This is a genomic window from Psychrobacter sp. PSi21, from assembly GCF_054960615.1.
Genome location: NZ_JBHNYR010000016.1, coordinates 50,272 through 73,125 on the forward strand (window position 1 = coordinate 50,272; position 22,854 = coordinate 73,125).

Sequence of the window (22,854 nt, forward strand, 5' to 3'; positions counted from 1 at the left end):
TGGCTAGTAAAAATCTTTTTATCAGATGACATAAACAAAAAGGGTCGTATGTACTTTTGACGGTTCAGTGTGCTTAATCATGTTGGCTCAATATATAACCCACCAAATCAGCAAAATTATCAAAGGCTTTGGTCGGGTTGAGCTCGCGAATATCTTGTCCGTAGTTATAGCCATAAGACAGCCCCAGCGTGTCCATATTGGCGTTTTGACCCGCCAAGATGTCGTTTCTAGAATCGCCAATCATAATCGCTTTGTCAGGAGTAATCCCCAATTGAGTACAGACATGCAGTAGGGGCGCTGGGTCTGGTTTTTTGACGGGCAAACTGTCACCGCCCATCACTTCGCTAAACAGCTCTTGCCAGTCAAATGAGGCTAATATTTTTGGCACAAAGCGAATGGGCTTGTTGGTGACTAGAGCGAGCGTATAGCCTGCGGCATGGAGTTTTTTAAGTCCGCTATCGACATCTGGATAGGCGACAGTCTTGCTACCACTGAGGTTTTTATAGGCTTCAAAAAATACTTCCTCTGCGTGATCGGCTTCGGCTTGAGTCAGTGCGCCCTCTGGCACAGTGACATCACCGACTAAAGCGCGTTCTACGAGCATTCGTGAGCCATTGCCTATCCAATTGCGTATCGTCTCAATTGGATAGGTGTCTTTGTCAAGGGTGGTCAGCATCGCGTTGGTGGCATCAGCCAAATCAGGTACGCTATCGATCAAAGTGCCATCAAAATCAAAAATCAAAAGTTGCTTGTCGTTATTGTTCATTTCTTTTTTATTCATTGCTGTGCCTATTGGTTAAAGTGTTTGCATTTTCTCTTGCGGTTATTCAACGTCTTTATAACGCTCGCGGTGTTCTTTTTTCATTCTTAGATAATCTTCGTTCTCACGACACTTATCCCACTTAACCTTAAATATACGCGCCGATTCTGCTTTAATTGGGTCCTCGATTTGTCGTGGTAATTCTTCGCGCCCATGTGCACCGCTTTGGCCTTTTTTATCGTCAGGGACAGCGCCTTTATATTTTTTACCGCCTTTATGATTGGCATAACGGCGGGCGCGGGTATAGCCCATTTGGATAAATTTACGCGCCATGTCCGCACCGACAAAGTCATCGTCAGCCAAATAGTCCAAAAACATCTGGTAAATCGTCTCACTACTCTCGGTGGCAATCTCAGGCGTGGCAAAGCGCCAATGCGGTAAGATTTCAGACTTATATGGCTCGACCAGTAAGACACCTTGCTCGCCGCGACCGACGCGGTACAGCTCAGGATGGGCGCGTAGATCTAGGTTTTTATAATCTAAGTCGTAATCAAACTCTCTCATATTTGCCACCTAGGCTCTGTATTATAATGGGTATCTACTCGTCTTTGATGATTGAGTATACTGAGCCAAGCGGTGTAGAAAAAAGCACAAAAGTGTTATGCGATGGTGACGGTGTGTGATGAGTATAAATAATAAACATAAAAAAAGCCCCAAACATCGCTGTTCGGGGCTTTTAAGAATCTGATTAACGAATGGTGGCTCGAGGCAGGATCGAACTGCCGACACACGGATTTTCAATCCGTTGCTCTACCTACTGAGCTATCGAGCCGTCTTCGTTGAGGCGCTATTAAACTAAATATGAGCGCTTCTGTCAAGACATTTCTATAATATTTGCAATAAAAAATCAAAAAAAGTAGGTAACGTAGATTTATCAGGCATCTCTTAAGCGGTATATTTACGGTAAGCAGTCTTAGTTTTTAACACGTAGCAGCTCATATTCACTCATAATACGGTGAATCTCGTCATCGGCAGGCACAAACTGCCGAGTGCCTTTTTTGACTTCGGCATCATAGACCATCTTGATAAATTTACCTTCAATACCGCGATTGTGGTTTTGCGGATGGACAGTCAAATACTGCAAGCGCTTGGCATCGGTTTGCCCATCGTCAAAACAGGCAAGCGCGGCAATGGGCTTGTCGTTAAACATGCCCACATACAGCCAATCACCGCGTGCAAAACCTTGCTCGATAATAGCCAACACGTCGGTGTCAGTCGCGCTGTAGTCGTTGCTTGCGTACAACGCACGCAAACGCTCTGCCAGCTCATGCTCGCGGCTGGGCTTTTTGATCAGTGGTGCATCCAAGCGGTTGATGGCAATGGCTTCTAAAGGCATGGCAAGCTCCTCAGTAATGCGGCGCTTAAGATGAGCGCTTGGCAAGATGATTGATAATATCAAAGACGTTATTTTAGCAGAATACGGCATATTTGCGCGCAGTTTGCGGTTAGATCATGGCAGTAGCCCCGTGGGTTTGCTATGATGAGAGGCATTTGCGCCGATCCGTTATGAGAGCGTGTTCCTAATTCAAACGTTTATTACTACATGGGCTAAAAATGGCTCAATATCTTTGCCAAACGGCGTCAAATAGCGGGTTAATATCTCGATATTACCTGCGCTATTTTGCTTGTTTGTCTTCGATTGATCTCATTTTTATCACCATTTTTAAAATAGGAACACGCCCTAGGCCTGCGCCACCATCCATAGTTACGGTTTTTATTGATTTTATCGTTATAGAGAGTCGCCATGACAGCCAATGTAAACACGCAGCAATCAGAGCCCACCCAAACGACCACCAGCCAGCATTTGCATGGCCGTACCGCGCGTACCGCCAGCGTCACACGGGATACTGCTGAAACCCAAATCACTTGCACTGTCAACCTAGATGGCACAGGCCAAGGGGTTATTGATACGGGCGTGCCATTTTTGGATCATATGCTCGATCAGATCAAGCGTCATGGTTTGTTTGACCTCGATGTCAAATGTACTGGCGATGTGCATATCGATGACCACCATAGCGTTGAAGATACGGGTATCACCATGGGACAAGCGTTTGCTAAAGCGCTAGGTGACAAAAAGGGCATTCGCCGTTATGGGCATTTTTATGCACCGCTTGATGAGTCGTTGACGCGCGCCGTGGTGGATATTTCAGGCCGTCCGGGTTTGCACATGGACATTCCATTTACCCGCTCACATGTGGGCAGCTTCGATGTTGATTTGTTTAGCGAATTCTTTTATGGCTTTGTCAATCATGCATGGATGACGGTGCACTTGGACAATCTCAAAGGCAAAAACAGTCACCATCAAATCGAGAGTACCTTTAAAGCCTTTGCCCGCGCCCTGCGTATGGCCTGTGAGTATGATGAGCGCGCACTGAACACCTTACCATCGACTAAGGAGGCGTTGTAATGCCTAACGCAGTTAAGGTTGCGGTATTAGATTATGGCATGGGGAACCTACACTCAGTTGGCAAAGCGCTTACCGTGGTTGGTGCCGAAGTGTCGATCACCAACGATCCAAAAGTGGTGGCGGCAGCCGACAAAATCGTCTTCCCTGGTGTTGGCGCGATGCGTGACTGTATCGCTGGTATGAGAGAGGCAGGCATCGATGAGGTGGTACGTGATGCGGTGTTTAACAAGCCTGTGATGGCCGTTTGCGTTGGTATGCAGGCGCTGTTTACCCAATCCGCAGAAAATGGCGGTACGCCGTGTCTTGGTATCTTGGACGGTGAAGTACCTGCGTTTGACCCCACGTGGCGCGATCAGCAAGGTGCGTTGATTAAAGTGCCGCATATGGGCTGGAACACCATCAGCGAGATGAACCGCGCCCACCCGCTGTGGCAGGGCATTGAAGACAACGAGCACTTTTATTTTGTACACAGTTATTACTGCGCGCCTGCCGATAGTAGCATCGTCGCGGCCATCTGTGACTATGGGCAACCGTTTTGCGCCAGTGTCATCAAAGACAATCTGTTTGCCACTCAGTTCCACCCAGAAAAAAGCCATACCGCAGGCTTGCAACTGCTGAAGAACTTTGTAGAGTGGGATATTTAATACCTTGATATCCAATAGTAATCGCACGGCCTATCTGGGTGGTTTGAGCGCTTAGCCCTTAAGTTACGATAGAGGTACTCAGGCTCAGCGTTTGCGTGATACAGCAGCGTACAAACTGATATACACTGCGTAAACTTATAAGATAGATAACGCGTGAGAGAGACGATTGGAATTTCATGTTTTTAAGCAGCATGTTATTGCTGCGACGGGATTGGAAAAAGACGCCTTACATATTTATGTGGGCATCGGGGTCTATTTGCTGACGTTAGCGCTCTCTCGGCCGCTGTTTCGTCACAGCAATGCGCCCAAATATATCGCGTTAATCGCGGCTACTAGTATTGCATTACTGGGCGAATATTTAGACATACGCTATAACCTCAGAACAAATACAAAGGTAGCTTGGGGCGACAGTATCCATGACCTGCTCAATACCTGCTTTTGGCCTTATATGCTGTTTGCGATAACACGCTGGACAAAACTGTTTCATCCCACCAGCCAACCCAAATCTGTCGTCAGACGCCATAAAAAAACGGACTATTAATCAGTCCGTTTTTTATTTATTCGTTTGAATCTATGACTACTTGCTTTGTGCTTCATCATACAACTCGCGCACCACATCCCCAATCACTCTAATACCATCCGTTAGCGTCTGCTTATCGGCGGCGATACTCATCCGAATACACTCGTGTGCATGCTGATAATCCGTCACGTCAACACCGGGGAAGAAATACTCGCTTGGCACAATAAGCGTACCTTTTTCTTTGAGGCGCTCGTATAGCTCAAGGGTGCTAATCGGCAAATCTTTAAACCATAACCAAAAGAATATCGCGCCTTCAGGCTTATGAATCATCAACGGATAATCGCCTAATGCTTCTTTTAATAGTTTCACCGCGAGTGTCGCCTGCTGTTGATAAAACGGCTTAATCTCATTATCAGATAACTGCTTGATACGGTCATTTGCGACCAGTGGCGTGGCTATTGCTGCACCAAAACGTGTCGGTGCTAGATTGACCACGGCATTCATCGCGCTGACCGCCTTAATCACTTCGGCATCAGCGACGATAATACCCGTGCGCATACCGGGCAAGCCAATTTTGGACAGGCTAAAGCACAGAATTGTATTGTCATCCCAGTTCAAAGTGACATCAGAGTAGATGATATTGGGGAAGGGCATACCATAAGCGTTATCGATAATCAGTGGAATGTCATAGCGCGCCGCAATCTCGGACAAATGCGCCATTTCGTCATCGGTCAGCACGTTGCCCGTTGGGTTGGTCGGGCGTGAGCAGCAAATAGCCCCGATACGACCTTCTTTTAGCGCTGGCAAGTTTTCTAACGCGTCAAAATCCACACGATATTTAAAGAAACCCTCTTCGCCATCATGCGTCACTTCATCGATATGCGGCAATACGGCGGTGAAATGCTGACCTTCCACATGCACATCACTATAGCCGATATACTCAGGGGTCAATGGCAGTAGAATGGACTTATCGACAGATTCGCTCTGCTCGTTTGTGAACGCCCCGCCAAACAGATTGAACAGATAGAAAAACGCATTTTGTGAGCCATTGGTCAAGGCAATGTTGTCCGCCGTGAGGTTCCAGTCATAATGACGGTTAAAAAAGCCAACCAACGCATCGATAAAAGCGGCATCGCCTTGCGGATTGGAGTAGTTCGCCATGCTGATAATCGCGCTACTATTGGGTACGCCTGCATCGTTATCGACACCCAGCGCCTTATAGGTCTCCAAAAATAACTCATTGACGGCATCAATTTTGGCAGGGTTACCACCGCCCAGCATATTGACGGGCTGATCGCTTTTTAGCGCATCGCCTAGATCATCCATCAATTGTGAGATACCAGTGGGCTGGGTAAATTTTTGACCGAACTTTGAGAATTTCATAAGGCTACCATGCTGTTTGGGAGGGTGTTATAAGTGGGTATTGAACCGATAAAGTTGGGCTAGTATAGCAAAAGGTGGGGATGATGAGAGCTAAGTCTAAGAAATCTCCAACATGATTTTTGAAGATTACTTTATAATTTTTAGAAGTGTTATTTATTTAGATTTTATAGAGAATGGAGTGCGGTGAATGTCTGCTAAAAAGAAGTATAAAAAAGATACGATGGTTAAAGGGTGGATTTTACAAGACAAGCTAGGAGCTGGCGGAAGTGCAGAAGTATGGATTGCAAAAAAAGGTAATAAAGTGGGTGCTATTAAATTGCTACAGTACTTAAGAGAAAATCCATATTTGAGATTCAAAAGAGAAGTAAGTTCTTTGCTAGACAATCAAAATATTGATGGTGTTATGAAGATAACAGAATATGACCTAGATACAGATTTTAAGAAGAACCTACCTTATTTTATAATGCCAGTAGGGACTGAATTTAGTAAATGGAGAGAAGGTAAAAGCATCTTAGAAGCTATTAAAGAACTAACTAATTTGGGTGAAACGATAAAAAATCTACATGAAAAAGGGTACTATCATCGAGATATCAAACCTGCAAACATTTTGTTTGTAGGCGATAGGTTGTATTTGGCAGACTTTGGGCTTGTTAAATTCCCTAATAATAAAGACATTACTGAAGAAAAAACAGATGTTGGTCCTAAGTTTACTATGGCACCAGAAATGAGACGCAATGCAAGTGTAGCTAGCGGTGAGTTTGCAGATGTATATTCGTTTGCCAAAACTCTTTGGATTACAATCACTGGTAATCATAAATGTTTCGACGGACAGTATAATGTTCTATCAACTGTAGGTCTGAGCAATTACTATGGAGGACTATACTCTAAATCATTCGATGTTCTATTAACAGAATGTACAGAAGATTCACCAACCCAGCGACCAAAAATGGTAGAGGTTGTTAGAAGATTAAAAGAGTGGACAGAAATTAATAATGATTTCCATTCGAGGAATTTAACAGAATGGTTTGATTTACAACGTAGTATATTTCCTGCTGGAGCACCGAAATCGGTAACTTGGGTCGATAAAAATGATATTTTAATTATATTAAATCAAATTGCGCAGGTTGAAAATTTAAATCATATGTTCTTACCTGATGGGGGAGGCAATACATTCATTGGTGCAAGTATAGCTAACGAAGAAGGGTTTATAGCTATACAAACAAGTCCAAAGTCCTACCATATTTTAAAACCCAAAAAACTTACTTATGAATCTTTCGGTATGGACTCCCAGTGGAATTATTTTAGATTAGAGGTTGAAATATCTCCACATACAGATGTATATGAAAATTTGCATTGCAATTACTCATATGAAGAGGTCGTTGAAGTTGAACCAACACTGTATGTTGATAGAATTCATTGGGACGAGAATGAGTACAATGGTGAATATTTACCAGAATCTGCAAACCGTATATGTAGGTATGTTAGCGGTTCATTTGTAATATTCAGTACACGTTCAATTTATAATCGCGTATCAGGTACTTATGATGGAAGACATAATAAGATGTCAGAAGATGAGTTTAGAGACTACATAACTAAGGGGGCTATAAGTCATGCAGAGCATCTTACTATTACATAGACCAAGATACTTTATTGTTTAAAAAATCTTTTAAGTTTTGTAATGGTTATTGGCTGGAGTCACAGTATAGCCGCTGCCTAGATTATCAAAGATTAACGGATTAAAAAACCCCCTACTAAGGGGTTTTTCTTTGCAAAGCCAAAATCTCATAAAACTAAATCATCGCCCTAACCCTTGCCATAATCCCGCGCCCAATCACCAATCTCACATAAATAATAGCAATAGCAAACAGCAAGACGACTAACGCCGCACCGCCAATAGCCAAGCTCATCCACGGCACACTAAATTGTAGATTAAACCATTGCGTGATGGCCGCCCATGCCCCAACGCTAGCGATAACAACGGCAAAGGTTGCCGCGCTAATACCAAGTACGCCCAGCTCCAAGATATTGAGCATATACAGGTCACGCTTTTGCATACCGAGCAGTCTAAACGACGCGCTGTCCTTCATACGATCTTGCGAGGTAGACAGTAGCGAGCTGATCAGCACCATGACCCCAGTGAGTAGGGCAAGCAAGGTGAACACATAGACCAAGCGGCTCATTTGTACCACCAGTTCTTGAATTTGCTTTGCAATAGCCGTGCCATCGATGGTGGTGACCGCAGGGAACTGGCGTACCAGTTTGCCTTGTAGCTCTGGAATGTCACTCTCTGACACATGCGCAGTGGCAAATTGAATCTGCGGGGCAGCAGACAGCACCGACGGCTCAAACAAGAAGTAGAAATACGGGCTTGGGCCACGCTCATAGCGCGTGCGAATACTGGTAATCTGCCCGACGATCTCGATACCTTGAATGTTAAAGCGCACCTGATCGCCCATACCGACATTGAGCATACTGGCGGCAGTGTCCAAGATGGATAAGGGTTTGACTTGCTGATCGGCATCATCGATAGGCGTATATAGCGCATCGTCTGTGAGCGAGCCGGTGATGTACTCGGTATCCATCACCGTATCTGCATAGCTTAAGTTAAACACCCGCGTGGGATCATCGAAGCCATCTTCAGGCTCGATATCTTTTGCCGGTACGCCGTTTGCCGTCTCCACACGGGCACGAATGACGGGGTAATAAGTAACGGGCGCGTCAATGATGGTATCAATTTCATCGTGCTGATCGCTCTGTACATCGAGCAAAAACAGATTGGGCGCGTCTTCAGGATAGGCATTGATAAACTGCGCGTTGATACTGTGGTTGAGGGTGGTGATGAGCGTCAGTACCGCGACCGATAGCGATAAGGTGACAAAGAACAGCGCGGATTGATTGCCCTTACGCGCCAGATTATGAATGGCGATACGCTGCATCCAGCTGACCTTGGTATTGCTCGCTAGCTTAGCAAGCAGCCATAGCCACCCACGCGCCAGTAGCCAAAATATCGCCACAAAGCCAATCAAGCCGCCCAATAACTGCGCGCCTAATGACAGCGAGCCCACTTCATAAGCAAAGAAGGCATACAGCCCTGCCAGCACGATGCCATACCACAGTAACGGCGTGCGTCGATACCACGGCAGGTTTTGTGTCTGCGTGCTTGCCCCTTGATTGAGTAGGGTCGCAGGTTTGGTAGTATTTAGCGTACTTAAACCACGCTGCGCTATCAGTAGAGTCAGTGCTAAGGCAATCAAGACGGTCTTGATCGCACTGATTGGATTGATCGCGAGGCCTACGTCGGCAGGCAAGATCGCCACGAGGTACGGCTGACCGATTTTAAGTAAACCTAAACTCAGTACAATTGCGGCAACACAAGCAATGGCGGTGGTGACGATAAGCAGTTGATAATAGCTGCGTTTGAGTGAGCCAAGTGGCTCGCCGAGTGCCAAGCGAATGGCATTACTGGATTGCTGCTTGCTGACAAAGGCGCTAATGACGCCGTACATGGCGACCGCCGAGAGTAGCAATACGGCAATGACCAGTAGTTTTAAGAACATCAATACATTATCAGAGATACGCGAGACGGAGGTGTCCGCCGACTCAGCGTCAGAGAGCTCGATATCAGGATAATTGGTGAGGATATCTGTGAACGCATCGCGCTGCGTGGTGATCAGCTCGGGATCACCTGCTATCTCAATACGGTAATTGACGCGGCTGCGCTGTCCGAGTAGGTTGGTCGCTGCCAAGGCATCTTGTTTCATCAACACCCGCCCGCCAAAACCAAACGCGGTCAGCGGTCGGTCAGGTTCTTTGGTCAGCACATCACTGATGGTAAACTGCGCATCACCAATAGCGATACGGTCGCCGACACTGGCGTTTAGGCTGCTCAGTACTTCTGGGGCAACGACCACATTGTCAGCGGTCAGCTGATCCCATAGCGGCTGTCCTGAGGCCAGCTCAACCTCGCCGTATAAAGGGTAGGACGGCGAGACGGCTTTGACGCGGGCGAGCAAGGTTTGCTCATCCGTGACCAGCATAGCGCTAAACTGATAATCGTAGACGACCTGCGTGTCAGGGATGGTGTCTACTTGTGTCAATACGTCGCTTGACCAGTCCTGCTTGCCGTTCAAAATCAAATCGCCACCAACGAGTGCGCGCTGATTGTCATTGATATAGCGATCAACAGACTGCTGCACCGAGTCTAGGGTCAGATAGGTGGCAAGCGATAGGGTAAGCGTCAGCAAAAACAATACGGGATAGACCCAGCGCTGCCACCAGCTGCGGCTGAGTGCTTGCGAGCCTAGCGTTTTGGTGAAAAGCTGATTAAAGATACCGCTCGAAGTACTGGACTCTTGATGCATAGTGGTATTGGTCGATTTATGGTCTGTGGGCGTCTCATTCATGTCGGTACAATCCGCCCATCATGCATGGTGATGACGCGATCTGCCATTTCGGCAAGCGCAGGATCGTGAGTCACGACGACCAGTGCCGAGCCAACCTGCTGGCGCAAGTCCAATAACAACTGCATGACTTGATCAGCATTTTGCTCATCTAGGTTCCCTGTCGGCTCATCGGCAAACACAATCTTTGGGTGCGACACCAATGCCCTTGCCACCGCTGTACGCTGCTGCTCACCACCTGATAACTGATTGGGTAGACTGTGACGGCGATGACCTAGGTCGACCGCATCAATCAGCTCGTCCACTCTTGCTGGATTCGAGCGCCGTGCAATATCCAATGGGAAGGCGATGTTTTCGGCGACGGTCAGTGTGGGCAGTAGATGAAACGACTGAAAGACAAAGCCCATATCCTGCTGACGAATAACGGCAAGCGCGTCTTCGCCCAAACTGCTGAGCGTTTGATCTGCCAAAGTAACCGTGCCGCTATCGGGATAGTCCAATGCGGCAAGTAGTCCTAGCAAGGTCGATTTGCCTGAGCCTGATTTGCCCATGATGACCACAAACTCGCCAGCGTTGACGTGGATATCCACGTCTTTGATGATAGACAGGCTTTGCTCACCAACTTGCACGGTTTTGTTTAACTGGGAGGCGGTGAGTAGGGCGGCTTTTTTAGTAGCTACTGGCGGTGTTGATGCCGCAATCGCAGGTGATGTCATTACAATGTCTCGTTAAGTGGTCTCGTCAAGTAGTATCGTTAAGTGATCTCATCTGCCATGCTGTCGGTCGTATCGGCCTAAGGGGTTTCGGCTGCTGTGACGTCTTTTAGCGTGGGTGCTAAGACAGGCAAGATATTGTCATTGACGATGATGGTGTAGCCCTCTTTAGTTGGGTGAATGGCGTCCGCTTGATTGAGCGTGCGATCACCGCCCACACCTTCTAAGAAAAACGGAATCAGCGCCACATTCATGTCTTTAGCGATACGAGGATAAATATCTGAGAACGCGGCAACGTAGTCATCGCCTAAGTTGTCATAGATTGACATCCCGCCCAAGATAACGACACTGCCGTTGTCTTGTAATTGTTTGACCGCTGTACGGATATTGGCTTCAATGGTCGCCACGTCGATACCGCGTATGGCATCGTTTGCGCCGATGGTGAGAATGGTGATGTCAGGTTTGGTTTGGGCTACCCAGTCAAGACGATTGACCAGTCCAGTACTGGTTTCACCGCTCAGCCCTGAGTTGATCACTTCAGTATTCTCATAACCCATCGCTTGCAGACGATCTTCTAACTGCGCAGGGTAGTTATCCTCTTTGTCCACTCCAAGACCTTCTGTCAACGAATCACCAAGCGCCAAAATGGTCAAGGGCGCGGTTGTAGCGTCGCTACTGGCTGGCGGGTTAGTCGTGGTGTTGTTTGAGGTTGCTGTCGCAGGCGTGTTATTGACGACAGCAGTATCTTGCGTGTCGCTGGCAGGGGCACTGTCAGTGTTGTCAGTCGTCTCAGGTGTTTTTTGGCAGGCGCTTAGCGTGGTGATGACGCCTAGCGCCAGTGCGGCAAGTAGCCCTCGGGTGGTGTTTTTTGTGTGGTCACTCATAGTCATCATCCTATATATACTCGTTTTGAGTGTAGCAAATATTTCTCCTCAAAACGGTATAGGATTGACTACAACCGTTACCCGTATATGGCGCAATCTTTATATCGGTTTGCCATCGATCATCAGCGGACGGCTGACCAACCACGCTGCTGCCACATTGACCACCATCAATATCAGCATCAATAGCAGTGGTAAGTCCCAGCTGCCAGTGACCTCATGTAGCCAGCCGCTGCCTAGCGGCCCTGCAAAGGCAATCAGATAACCGACCGTTTGCGCCATGCCTGATAGCGCCCCTGATTGATTGGGCGTATAAGTGCGCAAGGAGAACAGCATCATGCTTAAGGTAAAAATCGCCGAGCAGCCAAGCCCCATCATGCACGACCATAGCCACGCCAAGTCTGATGAGAGATATGCCATACCTGCGACACCAATGACATTGAGTACCGTTGCCATAATGGCCAGTGCTTGAATTGGGCGACCACGATTGATCAGCCATGTCAGGCTCAAAATAGAAATGGGCGCCATAAACTGAAACAGCGAGCCCATGTGTCCCGCGTCAGTGGCTGCCAACCCTTTACTCAGCCAAATCGAGGGCAAAAAGCTGGCCACGGTATAAAATAATAAGGATTGTAGTCCCATAAAGACAGCAATCTGCCACGCAAAGGCATTGCGCCAGACATTGATATACGGCGTGGGTGCGACAGTCGTTACGGGCTGATGGTTTGAGGAGCCAAGGCGTACTCGCAGCAGTACCCAGATGACAAGCGCAATCACGCCCAGTACCGACCAGCCGCCGAGTGCCCATTGCCAACCGACTTGCTTGGATATGGGCAACACCACGCCTGCAACCATTCCCGCCGTTACCGTCATAGTCAGACTAAACAGACCTGTGATGAGTGCAATATGCTGGGGTGTCCGCTGCTTGATGACAGGCGCGGCCAAGGTGTTGGCAAAGCCAATGGCCAGCGTCAGTACCAACGTGCCACTCAAAAATCCCAGCCACGTTGGTATCAGAGTGCGTACCACCATGCCGACTGTCAAGAGCGCAATCATGGCAATCAGCGTATTCTCAAGCCCGTAGCGTCTGCCAATGGCAGGCGAGATAAACGACCCCAAGGCAAAGCTGAGCATCGGCACTGCACCCAGCCAGCCAATTTGGGTTTCTGAGATATGGAGTGCTTCTTGTACCACAGGCGCTATCGAGCCAAGGGCAACGATAGGGGCGCGCATATTGGTTGCCAGTAGTACCATCGCCGCCAGTACCAACCAAAAGGTAAAACGTGAAGAAGGCAAATGACGAGCCGTGCTTTGACTGGCTGCATGCGATGATGGATCAGGCGTGGTTGAATGATGAGGGGGCGACATAGCGGCACACCACTAAAGAAAACGTAAGATAAAGGGAGCAACAAGGCAGATTTAGAAAAAATAGCGCTCAGTAGGCACATGCCCAAACAAGAACACCGCAAAAATCGTCGCGGTGTCTGGTATGTAGGACATTAAATAAAATAATAACCCATGTCTCGTTATATCACGTCGGGCGCGAATAGTCATCACTTATTGAGGTGATGCAGCACTTTGTATTGCAAAAATAGTAAAAAAAGTCAGTCAGCGACAGTTTGAGGCGTGCTCAAACAGGGGGATATCAAACCGATTTTCCCAGTTCAGCCGCCTTGAGTGCCGTTGCTTGCTGCTCGGCAATGGCATTTTCACATTTATTGGGATCATCGCCACAAAATGAGCACTGTTCATCACCCATCAATTTGGCGACGCCACCACAAGAACCGCGTAGGGGCTTTTTTTTGACCATGTAACCAATACCCATAAAAACAAAGAACAGTACAAATACAGTAAAGGTAATGGCGAGCATGGGAAGGAGTTGGCTAAGCATGGTGAGACCTCACGTCTGAATCATAAAGGCAGTTACCCAAACAGATAACTGCCTCATATTATAACAAAATTTCGCCTACTTGATGGCAGTGGTCTGTTTAAGATGCTTTGTCCGCACGTAACTGCTTCATGGCATCGGTTTGTACCACTTGCCAGTTATCGATGTTATTGGTATCCAAATCGGGATCGGCATCATCGGTTAGTATCACGAACATGGCTGCAATATCACGCTCTTTGGCCGTTGCTAAGGCTTTCTCATAAGGCATGGCAGTCAGTGCCGTCGCCCATGCATCGGCGCGCGCCACTGAGTCTGCCGCGACGGTTACTGATGGCGCACCGCCAGCAATCGGCTTGCCAGTGAGTGGGTCAATGGTATGGCTGTAGCGTTTGCCATCAAAAATCACCGAGTTGCGATAATTGCCTGAGGTGGCCAAATGCATTTGGTTGGTGGTTTTCATTGGTTGGCGAATTGAGGCGATGGTCTGGCGCTCACTGACAGTGCTCCCTTCAATCGGCGCATCAATAGCGATTTGCCACGGCTGCTGTTGACTACTGACGCCCAGTGTGGATACCTCACCGCCGATCTCGACCATATAGTTGTTGATGTGGTAGCTGTTTTTGAGCACATCGGCAATCACATCGACGCCGTACCCTTTGGCCACGGCCGAAAAGTCCAGCTCCACGCCTTCTTTATTTTTGTATAGGGTATCGTCTTTTTGGATTACCCCTTCAAAATTAATCAGCTTATAAGCCTCCGCAATCTCTGCTGCGCTTGGTGGGCTTTGCAGGCGCTCAACGGTCATTTGGCTGCCAAATCCCCATGTTTCGACGATTGGCATTACCGTTGGGTCAAAAGCGCCGCCAGATTGTACGTAGACCTGCCGCGACACATCGAGCACCTGACTAAAATCTTTATCAATCGTGATTGGTGTGTTTTTATCCAAACGATTGAATTTAGAGATGGTGGCATCTTCTTGATAGGTTGACATGCTGTCATTGATTTGCTGCAAGCGCTCTGTGATTGACGCTTGTATCGCGGCTTCATCGGTATCTTTTGGCAACTGATAGCTGATGTGGTAGCTGGTACCCATCGTCTCGCCGCTGAGATAACTATATTTTGGCTTTTGCTCACAGCCTGTCAGTGCCGTGGTGGCCAGTGCCATGCTGGTAATGAGGGCGATGGAGAATAAGGGGGTTGCCCCTTGCTTTTTGTGAACACTCATAAGTACATCCAAGAGAAAAAACGGATTAAAAAAAAGAGCGCCATGATTGACGCTCTTTTCGTACAGTCTGTCGTGACCGTCAGGGAATAGCAGCTCACTGCTGATATTAGCCACCAAAGTCATCGAGCATAATATTTTCGTCTTCAACGCCCAAGCTGTGTAACATGTCAATCACAGCGGCGTTCATCACCGGTGGCCCACACATATAGTATTCACAGTCTTCAGGGTTTGGATGGTTTTTGAGGTACTCTTCTAGCAAGACATTATGAATAAAGCCGGTATAGCCGTCCCAGTTGTCTTCTGGTAATGGATCAGAGAGCGCCACATGCCATTCAAAGTTATCAAACTCTTCTGCCAGCTGATCGTAATCTTCGACATAGAACATCTCGCGAATAGAGCGCGCACCATACCAGAAGCTGATTTTGCGCTCTGAGCTTAGACGCTTGAGCTGATCGAAGATGTGCGAGCGCATTGGTGCCATACCTGCACCACCACCGATAAAGATCATCTCAGCTTCAGTTTCTTTGGCAAAGAACTCACCGTAAGGGCCTGAAACAGTGACTTTATCACCGGGTGTCAGACTAAATACCCACGAAGACATTTTGCCGGGTGGGATACCGTCAGGACCGCGTGGCGGCGGACTTGCGATACGAATGTTAAACTTAATCAAACCTTTTTCGTCTGGGTAGTTGGCCATTGAGTAGGCACGAATGACAGGCTCATCAACTTTTGACACATATTTGAAAATGCCAAATTTTTCCCAGTCTTCTTGATATTCTTCAGCAATATCAAAATCTTTATAATGCACTTCATGCGGCGGCGCTTCTAACTGTACATAACCACCCGCACGGAAGTTAACTTCCTCACCTTCTGGAATCTTGAGTACCAACTCTTTAATAAAGGTGGCTACGTTATCGTTAGAGACAACCTCACATTCCCATTTTTGTACATCAAAGAACTCAGGGTCGATCTCGATTTCCATGTCTTGTTTGACCGATACCTGACAGGCCAAACGCATATTATCGCGGATCTCACCTTGAGTAAAATGTCCCTCTTCGGTGGGCAAAATAGAACCACCGCCTTCAACAACGCGGCAGCGACATTGGGCACACGTACCACCGCCACCACATGCTGAAGACAAAAATATCCCTTCATTTGCAAGTGTTTGCAGCAACTTTCCGCCTGCTGGTGTCACGACATCGTTATCGGGATTATCATTGATATGGATGGTAACGTCACCTGAGCTGACCAATCTTGAGCGCGCCGCCAAAATAATGGCAACCAGACTCATGATGATCAAGGTAAACATAGCCACGCCACCAATCGCCGTAGCATAATCCATGATATGTATCCTTAATCTATGGGGTAGGGGTGTGGGTACGTAAAACCGCGCCTGCACACCTACCGAATAAATGAATTAAATAGGTCAAATAGCTAAGTATGATTAGATCGACATACCACCAAAAGACATAAAGCCAAGTGACATCAGTCCGACCGTGATAAATGTTATACCCAGACCACGCAGCGGCCCTGGGATGTCTGAGTATTTCAGTTTCTCACGAATACCTGCCAAGGCTGTGATGGCAATTGCCCAACCAAAACCAGCGCCAACACCATACACCACAGACTCACTGAAGTTGTAGTCACGCTCTACCATGAACAGTACGCCGCCCAAAATCGCACAGTTTACCGTAATCAATGGCAAGAACACGCCAAGCGCGTTATAGAGGCTGGGTACAAACTTGTCCAAGAACATCTCAAGGATCTGTACGGTTGCAGCGATCAGACCAATATAGCTGAGCAAGCCTAGGAAGCTCAAATCAATATCAGGGAATCCTGCCCATGACAACGCGCCACTTTTTAGGATGAACTGAAACAGTAGGTTATTGAGCGGTACGGTGATACCCATCACCACCACCACAGCGACACCAAGACCAATAGCGGTTGAGACTTTTTTGGACACGGCCAAAAAAGTACACATGCCTAAGAAGTAGGCCAGTGCCATGTTCTCAATAAAAACTGAGGTAATAAATAAACTAATATAGTGTCCCATTAGTGACCGCCTCCATGTGCCATGCCTTTCGATTGCGGCTTCATCACATATTCAGGCGCTTCAATTTGTTCAGGCTTCCAAATACGGACGATGGCAATAAATAAACCGATGATAAAGAACGCAGAAGGTGGCAACAACAATAGACCGTTTGGAATGTACCAGCCGCCGTCGGTTACAGGTTGAAGCAAGGTAATGCCAAACCAGCTGCCAGAGCCCAAAAGCTCACGTATACTGGCAACGAATAGTAGAACGGCAGAGTAGCCAAGACCATTACCGATACCATCCAAAAAGCTTGGCAGCGGCGGGTTACTCATGGCAAAGGCTTCAGCGCGGCCCATCACGATACAGTTGGTGATGATCAAACCGACGAATACCGACAGACCCTTACTGACGTCATAAGCGACGGCTTTTAGAACCTGATCGACCAAAATAACCAGTGATGCAATGATGGTCATCTGTACGATGATACGAATGCTTGATGGAATCTTATTACGAATAATTGAGATAAAGAAACTAGAAAACGCCGTTACCAATGACAATGCCACACACATAACAAGCGCATTAGATACGCTGGTGGTCACCGCTAGCGCCGAACAGATACCAAGGATCTGTAGCGCAATCGGGTTATTGTCAAAGATAGGCGTGGTTAAAATACTTTTTGTATCAGCCATTTTATGCCTCCTTGCCGTGTGCTGCTGGCGCTACTGCTGCCAATTGGGTGACGGCTTGCGCATCTTTTGAACCAAGTATTTGCTTGGCTTGTGCGTTGCTGCTTTCTAACGTTTTACCGCTCTCTTCACGTAGATGATCCAAGTAAGGCTTGTAGCCTTGCTCACTGAGCCAAAACTGAATCATGTTGCTGACACCGCGGCTGGTCAATGTCGCACCACTGATGCCATCAACCCAGTTTTCTTTTGGATTGCCTGCTTTGGTCACGCCAGTGGCCACGTCGCCATTGTCATCATAAGAATGGATACCATTCCACTGAGCGCGCCATTTTGGCTCTTCGATACGAGCGCCAAGGCCTGGGGTTTCTTTGTGCTCATAAAAACTGATACCTTTGATGGTGTTCATATCGCTCTCAAGCGTTAAAAAACCATAAATCGTACCCCAAAGGCCATAGCCTTGAATCGGCAATACGACCAGATCAGGATTACCGGCGTCGTCGTCTTTGACATAGACTTTGGCATATTTTGGCTTGCGGCCGATACTGGCAGGATCATTATCGCCTAAATCTTCGCTAAGTGCTTGATTTTTAGTGGCTTGACTGGTGTTATAAGCGTTGCGGTCATCGATACCTACCGCTTTGAGATCATCATCGGTCAAGTATGTGCCGTCATTTAGATCGACAATCTCAACCTTAAAGTCTTTAAAACGTTCAGCCACATCGTTGTTGGTATCAGACTCAGGATCATACATACCCGCTGCTACCAAGATGTTTTTGTTACGGTCAAGACGGGCGTTTTCTACCTGTGTAGGCTTTAGACCTACCGCGACCGCCGAAACCAAGACAGAACACACCAAGCACAGCGTCAACGCCACACTGATGGTTTTTGCATTATTACTTTTGGGCTTGGACATAACGAACCCTCCGAGCAGTTTGGCGTTTGATATTTGCTTGGGTCACAAAATAGTCAAACAATGGAGCAAATAAGTTGGCAAAGAGAATGGCCAGCATGATGCCTTCTGGGAATGCTGGGTTAACCACACGAATCAAGACCGTCATAAAGCCAATCAAGATACCATAGGCCCAGCGGCCTTTGTTGGTGTGTGCTGCAGACACAGGGTCGGTCGCCATAAATACTGCGCCAAAGGCAAAGCCACCAATGACCAAGTGCCAGTAAAATGGCAGTTCCATCATCAAGTTGTCTTCAGAGCCGATCATGTTAAAGACCAGTGACGTGGCAATCAAACCAACCACACAGCCTGCCATGATGCGCCAAGAAGCAATACGCGTCCACAATAGCACCGCAGCACCCAACAAAATCGCTAGCGTTGAGACTTCACCTATACTGCCTTGGATATTACCAAAGAACGCATCGCTCCACGTGATGGCGTTGCCATACGCATCAACAAACTTGTCAGGAGTGACGCCAAGCGCAGCCAGACCAAGCGGTGTTGCGCCTGAAAAGCCATCAACGGCAGTCCAGATAGAGTCACCAGACATATAAGCGGGATAAGCAAAGTACAAAAACGCACGACCCGATAGGGCAGGGTTTAAGAAGTTTTTACCCGTACCACCGAATACTTCTTTAGCCACAACCACACCGAAGGTGATACCCAAGGCCACCTGCCATAATGGGATATCAGGCGGCAAACATAAGGCAAACAGTACTGAGGTGACAAAGAAGCCTTCGTTGACTTCGTGACCGCGAACCACGGCGAAAATGATTTCGCACAAGATACCGACCGCAAAAGTGACGATATAAATCGGTAAAAACTGCATCGCGCCGTAAACAAAACACGACCAAATACTGGTGGGGTCATAGCCTGCCATACCAGTAATCATGGTACGCCAGCCTTCAGGCTGCAAGCCAAGCTGAGCGATGGCGGTTAGTGCTTGATGGCCGATGTTGTACATGCCCCAAAACATTGCTGGGAAGGTACACAACCAAACGGTAATCATGATGCGTTTTAAGTCAATACCGTCACGCACGTGTGATGAGGCATAAGTGGTTGAGCTTGGTTGACGCAAAAACGTGTCAAACATCTCAAAAATAGCGTAGTACTTTTCGTGTTTGCCACCCTTGGTAAAAGACGGCTCCATACGATCGAACATATTGTGTAAAAATTTCATCGTGGTTAGCCCTCCAGCTCAATGCGTGTCAAATTATCACGCAAGATATCACCGTATTCGTATTTGCCAGGAGACACAAAGGTGCATAGCGCCAAGTCTTCTTCATCCAGCTCAAGAACCCCCAAATCAACAGATGTGACCATATCTTCGACGATCAATGACCGCAGCAGCTGCGTAGGCAAGTAATCTTGTGGCATCACCTCTTCATAGACCCCAATTGGTACCATCGCACGCGGCGAGCCATTGGTGGTGGTAGTGAAGTTGTATTTTTTGCCACTAAAGAATTGAGAAATATAGATGGGCAGTTTTGAGAAACGGCTGGCACCTGGGGTAAAGAAGTGAAACGCTGGACGCTCATGACCCTCAGGCAATGCGCTTACTTGGTTATGAAAGCGGCCAAGATAGGCGATGTTGGCAAATATCTTGCGACCAGACAGTACTGAACCTGAAATGATACGGATATCACCCGCTGCCATTTGGCCTTGGGTCAAATCGGTCAAATCAGCGCCGCGCTCTGTGGCAACCAGATGTGGGCTCTTAACTGCAGGGCCTGCCAAGCTGATTAGGCGGCGCGTATACAAGCGTCCAGTGGTAAACAGTTTACCAATCGCAATCACGTCTTGATAACCAATCGTCCACACCGTCACACCGCGTGCGATAGGATGCAAAAAGTGGACATGCGTGCCAGCCAGTCCTGCAGGGTGCTTACCTGCAAAGGTGTGGTACTCAGTGGTGTTGCCTGTTGCCGTTTGCGTTGCTTTGGTCAGTTGAGCATCTGCATGATGGCACACGTACGTTTTTGGGCTGAGCGTAGAGAGTACTGCCAAACCGTCATTAAACGCTGTCAGTTCTTCATTGATCAGTAACATAGGGTCAAAGGCCAATGGATTGGTGTCCATGGCATTGACAAAGATGGCTTGCGGACGTGCGCCGAGATCGGGAGAACGGCTAAACGGACGAGTGCGAAAGGCAGTCCATTCACCTGAAGTAACCAGCTGAGCCTCTACCGCTTCAGGGTCTAAGCCTGCCAGCTGCTGAGAGTCATACCGTTGAAATTCAACCTCTTCACCGTTTGGGTCTACTTCAATCACAAGACTCTCGAACACACGACGCTCGCCGCGCTTGATGGCAACGACCTTGCCAGAAGCAGGTGCAGTGTAGATCACGCCAACCCGTTTTTTGTCTTCAAAAACGGGCTGACCTTTGGCTACAACATCACCTTCTTTGACATTCATAGTGGGCTTCATGCCCACATAGTCGTAGCCAACGAGTGCCACGTGTGTCGGTTGATGCTCAGATATCTCGCGGGAGGGTTCACCGGCGATGGGCAAATCCAAACCTTTTTTGATGGTAATCATAAGCGAAAACTTAGTCCATAGTCTAAAACGATACCAGACGTCCTGTTTGGTATGACGGTAGCATGCGCAAAAGTGACAGCAAGAAGCCCTTAATCCCTTTGACTATTTTGCCATCACTGACAAAAAAACTGGGGCTTAAGTGCTTGAGCTATCATGCTTGGACATAACTACTACTAAGAGTATTAACGCTGACCTTAGACTCCTTAACAACACGTTAACGTCTTATTCGAATTACCAAAGTGGCGACCGGCTACCAAGGTGCATGATAACGTGCTGATACAGTGTGCTACGCTCAACTTGAGTTGTCCAAGCTGTGAGCCACTGTCACAAACCGTTTTACCATACGCTTCATAGAAATCTTAAAACTTGTAATACCAGTAACAACTGCTTGTACAGAGTCACTCTTAAGCAAACACCCATATCAATAGGTGATAAACTGGTCAAAAGACAAACTAGCGGGGCAGTCATGCAGCCATAAATAAAGCGTGCTGTTATGCCTTACGTCTAGTGGTGGATGATTTATTGATGCCTTAACAGGAATCTAACCGCACAGATTTGACCCATGATAGCGTCTATACCGATTATCCGATCAAACACGTTGCCATTTCCAGTCGTCAAATACGCATGATGTAATGATAAAAAACGCATCACTTTATCAAGGTAAATCGCGTTACAGGTCAGTGGCTAAGGCGTGTCAAACCATCTGCTGATAAGCGATGGTCAGCGGCGATGGCATAGAAACAAATACAAATTTACCTAGGATTATACGCTAAATTGACCTAAAATTGCCAGTTAGTAATTGCATTTATCTCCAAAACCCAAGTAAGTGAGTTGGATATAATGTGCAAACAGCACAGCATATTCTCAAGTGGGTTAAGAGGTATTTTATGCCAACTTTTAAATAAAAGCAGCTGCTATCATGTATGGCAATTTTTGCTCTCAAACCTTGTCTTTTTTTGTTCTACTTTCTAATTTATCGTTTATAAGGAGTGCTGTATGTGCGCTGCACCAGTGATTATCCCTGCAATTGATCTTAAAGATGGCAAATGTGTGCGTCTCAAACAAGGCCGTATGGAAGATGACACCGTATTTTCGGATGATCCTGTTGCCATGGCGGCTCGCTGGGTCAAAGAAGGCGCACGCCGCTTACATTTGGTCGATCTTAACGGTGCTTTTGATGGTGTACCTGTACACAAACGTGTGGTCAGTGACATCGCCAAAGCCTACCCTAAATTGCCCATTCAGCTTGGTGGCGGCGTGCGTGATTTGCGCACTATTGAACAATACTTAAGCGCTGGTCTCGATTATATTATTATTGGTACCAAAGCAGTAGAAAACCCTGAATTTGTGACTGAAGCTTGCCGCGAATTTGCCGGCCATATCATCGTCGGTATTGATGCCAAAGATGGACTGGTGGCTACTCATGGCTGGGCGAATGTGACGGACACTAAAGCGACTGAGCTTGCTAAGCGATTTGCAGACGTTGGCGTCTCATCTATCGTTTATACGGATATTGCCCGTGATGGCATGATGCAGGGCGTCAATGTCGAGCAAACTGTCAATCTGGCTCGTGAAGGCGGCATCCCTGTGATTGCCTCAGGCGGTGTCACCGACATGCAGGATATTAAATTACTCAAGCCCTATGGCGACTGCTTAGAAGGCATCATCACTGGTCGCGCTATTTATGAAGGGACATTGGATTTGGGCGAGGCACAGAGCTATTTAGACAGTGAATAATTCATCAAACTGCCAATAGGGTACGAGC

General features: G+C 47.4%; 21 protein-coding genes and 1 tRNA gene. 5 read left to right on the top strand and 17 right to left on the bottom strand.

The genetic code is table 11. The features are described from left to right. Positions 1–73 precede the first annotated feature (73 nt). From ACFI32_RS11375 to ACFI32_RS11390, 4 genes are all read right to left on the bottom strand, one after another. Complete coding sequence (locus ACFI32_RS11375) at positions 74–781, bottom strand: phosphoglycolate phosphatase (RefSeq protein WP_462626706.1); 708 nt, start codon at positions 779–781, stop codon at positions 74–76. Between the two features lie 42 nt (positions 782–823). Next, entirely contained in the window at positions 824–1,324 is a 501-nt protein-coding gene (locus tag ACFI32_RS11380) for a DUF4385 domain-containing protein (RefSeq protein ID WP_462626707.1), read from the bottom strand. Positions 1,325–1,516: 192 nt separating this feature from the next. Beyond that, a tRNA-Phe gene (locus tag ACFI32_RS11385) sits at positions 1,517–1,592 on the bottom strand. Between the two features lie 141 nt (positions 1,593–1,733). After that, complete coding sequence (locus ACFI32_RS11390) at positions 1,734–2,246, bottom strand: hypothetical protein (RefSeq protein WP_462626708.1); 513 nt, start codon at positions 2,244–2,246, stop codon at positions 1,734–1,736. A 318-nt stretch (positions 2,247–2,564) separates the two neighbouring features. On the opposite strand from ACFI32_RS11390, the gene hisB reads away from it, so the two are divergent. The 3 genes from hisB to ACFI32_RS11405 all read left to right on the top strand — a co-directional run bounded on the left by hisB (position 2,565) and on the right by ACFI32_RS11405 (position 4,412). Continuing rightward, positions 2,565–3,227, top strand: a complete 663-nt coding sequence (gene hisB / locus ACFI32_RS11395; RefSeq protein ID WP_462626709.1) for an imidazoleglycerol-phosphate dehydratase HisB — start codon at positions 2,565–2,567, stop codon at positions 3,225–3,227. Further along, on the top strand, positions 3,227–3,871 hold the full coding sequence (hisH, locus tag ACFI32_RS11400) for an imidazole glycerol phosphate synthase subunit HisH (RefSeq protein WP_462626710.1): 645 nt from the start codon (positions 3,227–3,229) through the stop codon (positions 3,869–3,871). Before hisB ends, hisH begins: the two co-directional genes overlap by 1 nt. 166 nt (positions 3,872–4,037) lie before the next feature. Continuing rightward, on the top strand, positions 4,038–4,412 hold the full coding sequence (locus tag ACFI32_RS11405) for a hypothetical protein (protein ID WP_462626711.1): 375 nt from the start codon (positions 4,038–4,040) through the stop codon (positions 4,410–4,412). A 36-nt stretch (positions 4,413–4,448) separates the two neighbouring features. Here the strand turns inward: ACFI32_RS11405 and ACFI32_RS11410 are convergent, their stop codons facing one another. After that, on the bottom strand, positions 4,449–5,774 hold the full coding sequence (locus ACFI32_RS11410; RefSeq protein ID WP_462626712.1) for a valine--pyruvate transaminase: 1,326 nt from the start codon (positions 5,772–5,774) through the stop codon (positions 4,449–4,451). Positions 5,775–5,961: 187 nt separating this feature from the next. Here ACFI32_RS11410 and ACFI32_RS11415 point away from each other — a divergent pair, with 187 nt between their 5' ends. Then, positions 5,962–7,410 carry a protein kinase domain-containing protein gene (locus ACFI32_RS11415; RefSeq protein WP_462626713.1) on the top strand — a complete coding sequence of 483 codons (1,449 nt, stop codon included), beginning with the start codon at positions 5,962–5,964 and terminating at the stop codon, positions 7,408–7,410. Between the two features lie 154 nt (positions 7,411–7,564). On the opposite strand, the gene ACFI32_RS11420 is transcribed toward ACFI32_RS11415, so the two are convergent. The 12 genes from ACFI32_RS11420 to ACFI32_RS11475 all read right to left on the bottom strand — a co-directional run bounded on the left by ACFI32_RS11420 (position 7,565) and on the right by ACFI32_RS11475 (position 21,089). Next, on the bottom strand, positions 7,565–10,177 hold the full coding sequence (locus ACFI32_RS11420) for an ABC transporter permease (RefSeq protein ID WP_462626714.1): 2,613 nt from the start codon (positions 10,175–10,177) through the stop codon (positions 7,565–7,567). Further along, positions 10,174–10,890: an ABC transporter ATP-binding protein gene (locus tag ACFI32_RS11425; RefSeq protein WP_462626715.1), complete on the bottom strand. Its 717-nt coding sequence runs from the start codon at positions 10,888–10,890 to the stop codon at positions 10,174–10,176. Before ACFI32_RS11425 ends, ACFI32_RS11420 begins: the two co-directional genes overlap by 4 nt. 77 nt (positions 10,891–10,967) lie before the next feature. Then, positions 10,968–11,771, bottom strand: a complete 804-nt coding sequence (locus ACFI32_RS11430; protein ID WP_462626716.1) for an arylesterase — start codon at positions 11,769–11,771, stop codon at positions 10,968–10,970. A 99-nt stretch (positions 11,772–11,870) separates the two neighbouring features. Next, positions 11,871–13,136: an MFS transporter gene (locus ACFI32_RS11435; RefSeq protein ID WP_462626717.1), complete on the bottom strand. Its 1,266-nt coding sequence runs from the start codon at positions 13,134–13,136 to the stop codon at positions 11,871–11,873. A gap of 277 nt (positions 13,137–13,413) precedes the next feature. Next, positions 13,414–13,659, bottom strand: a complete 246-nt coding sequence (gene nqrM / locus ACFI32_RS11440) for a (Na+)-NQR maturation NqrM (RefSeq protein ID WP_462626718.1) — start codon at positions 13,657–13,659, stop codon at positions 13,414–13,416. Positions 13,660–13,756: 97 nt separating this feature from the next. Then, positions 13,757–14,821 carry an FAD:protein FMN transferase gene (locus ACFI32_RS11445; RefSeq protein WP_462626737.1) on the bottom strand — a complete coding sequence of 355 codons (1,065 nt, stop codon included), beginning with the start codon at positions 14,819–14,821 and terminating at the stop codon, positions 13,757–13,759. A gap of 166 nt (positions 14,822–14,987) precedes the next feature. After that, the gene (nqrF, locus tag ACFI32_RS11450) at positions 14,988–16,223 is read right to left on the bottom strand and encodes an NADH:ubiquinone reductase (Na(+)-transporting) subunit F (RefSeq protein WP_462626719.1); all 1,236 of its coding nucleotides are present in this window, start codon (positions 16,221–16,223) and stop codon (positions 14,988–14,990) included. Between the two features lie 102 nt (positions 16,224–16,325). Next, complete coding sequence (gene nqrE / locus ACFI32_RS11455) at positions 16,326–16,934, bottom strand: NADH:ubiquinone reductase (Na(+)-transporting) subunit E (RefSeq protein ID WP_462626720.1); 609 nt, start codon at positions 16,932–16,934, stop codon at positions 16,326–16,328. Next, positions 16,934–17,605: an NADH:ubiquinone reductase (Na(+)-transporting) subunit D gene (locus tag ACFI32_RS11460; protein WP_462626721.1), complete on the bottom strand. Its 672-nt coding sequence runs from the start codon at positions 17,603–17,605 to the stop codon at positions 16,934–16,936. The genes nqrE and ACFI32_RS11460 overlap by 1 nt, the downstream gene beginning before the upstream one ends. Position 17,606: 1 nt before the next feature. Continuing rightward, on the bottom strand, positions 17,607–18,515 hold the full coding sequence (locus ACFI32_RS11465) for a Na(+)-translocating NADH-quinone reductase subunit C (RefSeq protein WP_462626722.1): 909 nt from the start codon (positions 18,513–18,515) through the stop codon (positions 17,607–17,609). After that, the gene (locus ACFI32_RS11470; RefSeq protein ID WP_462626723.1) at positions 18,496–19,731 is read right to left on the bottom strand and encodes an NADH:ubiquinone reductase (Na(+)-transporting) subunit B; all 1,236 of its coding nucleotides are present in this window, start codon (positions 19,729–19,731) and stop codon (positions 18,496–18,498) included. The genes ACFI32_RS11465 and ACFI32_RS11470 overlap by 20 nt, the downstream gene beginning before the upstream one ends. Before the next feature lie 5 nt (positions 19,732–19,736). Further along, complete coding sequence (locus ACFI32_RS11475; RefSeq protein ID WP_462626724.1) at positions 19,737–21,089, bottom strand: Na(+)-translocating NADH-quinone reductase subunit A; 1,353 nt, start codon at positions 21,087–21,089, stop codon at positions 19,737–19,739. A 996-nt stretch (positions 21,090–22,085) separates the two neighbouring features. On the opposite strand from ACFI32_RS11475, the gene hisA reads away from it, so the two are divergent. Further along, a complete protein-coding gene (gene hisA, locus ACFI32_RS11480) occupies positions 22,086–22,826 on the top strand; it encodes a 1-(5-phosphoribosyl)-5-[(5-phosphoribosylamino)methylideneamino]imidazole-4-carboxamide isomerase (protein WP_462626725.1) in 741 nt (246 codons plus the stop codon). Positions 22,827–22,854: the final 28 nt, after the last annotated feature.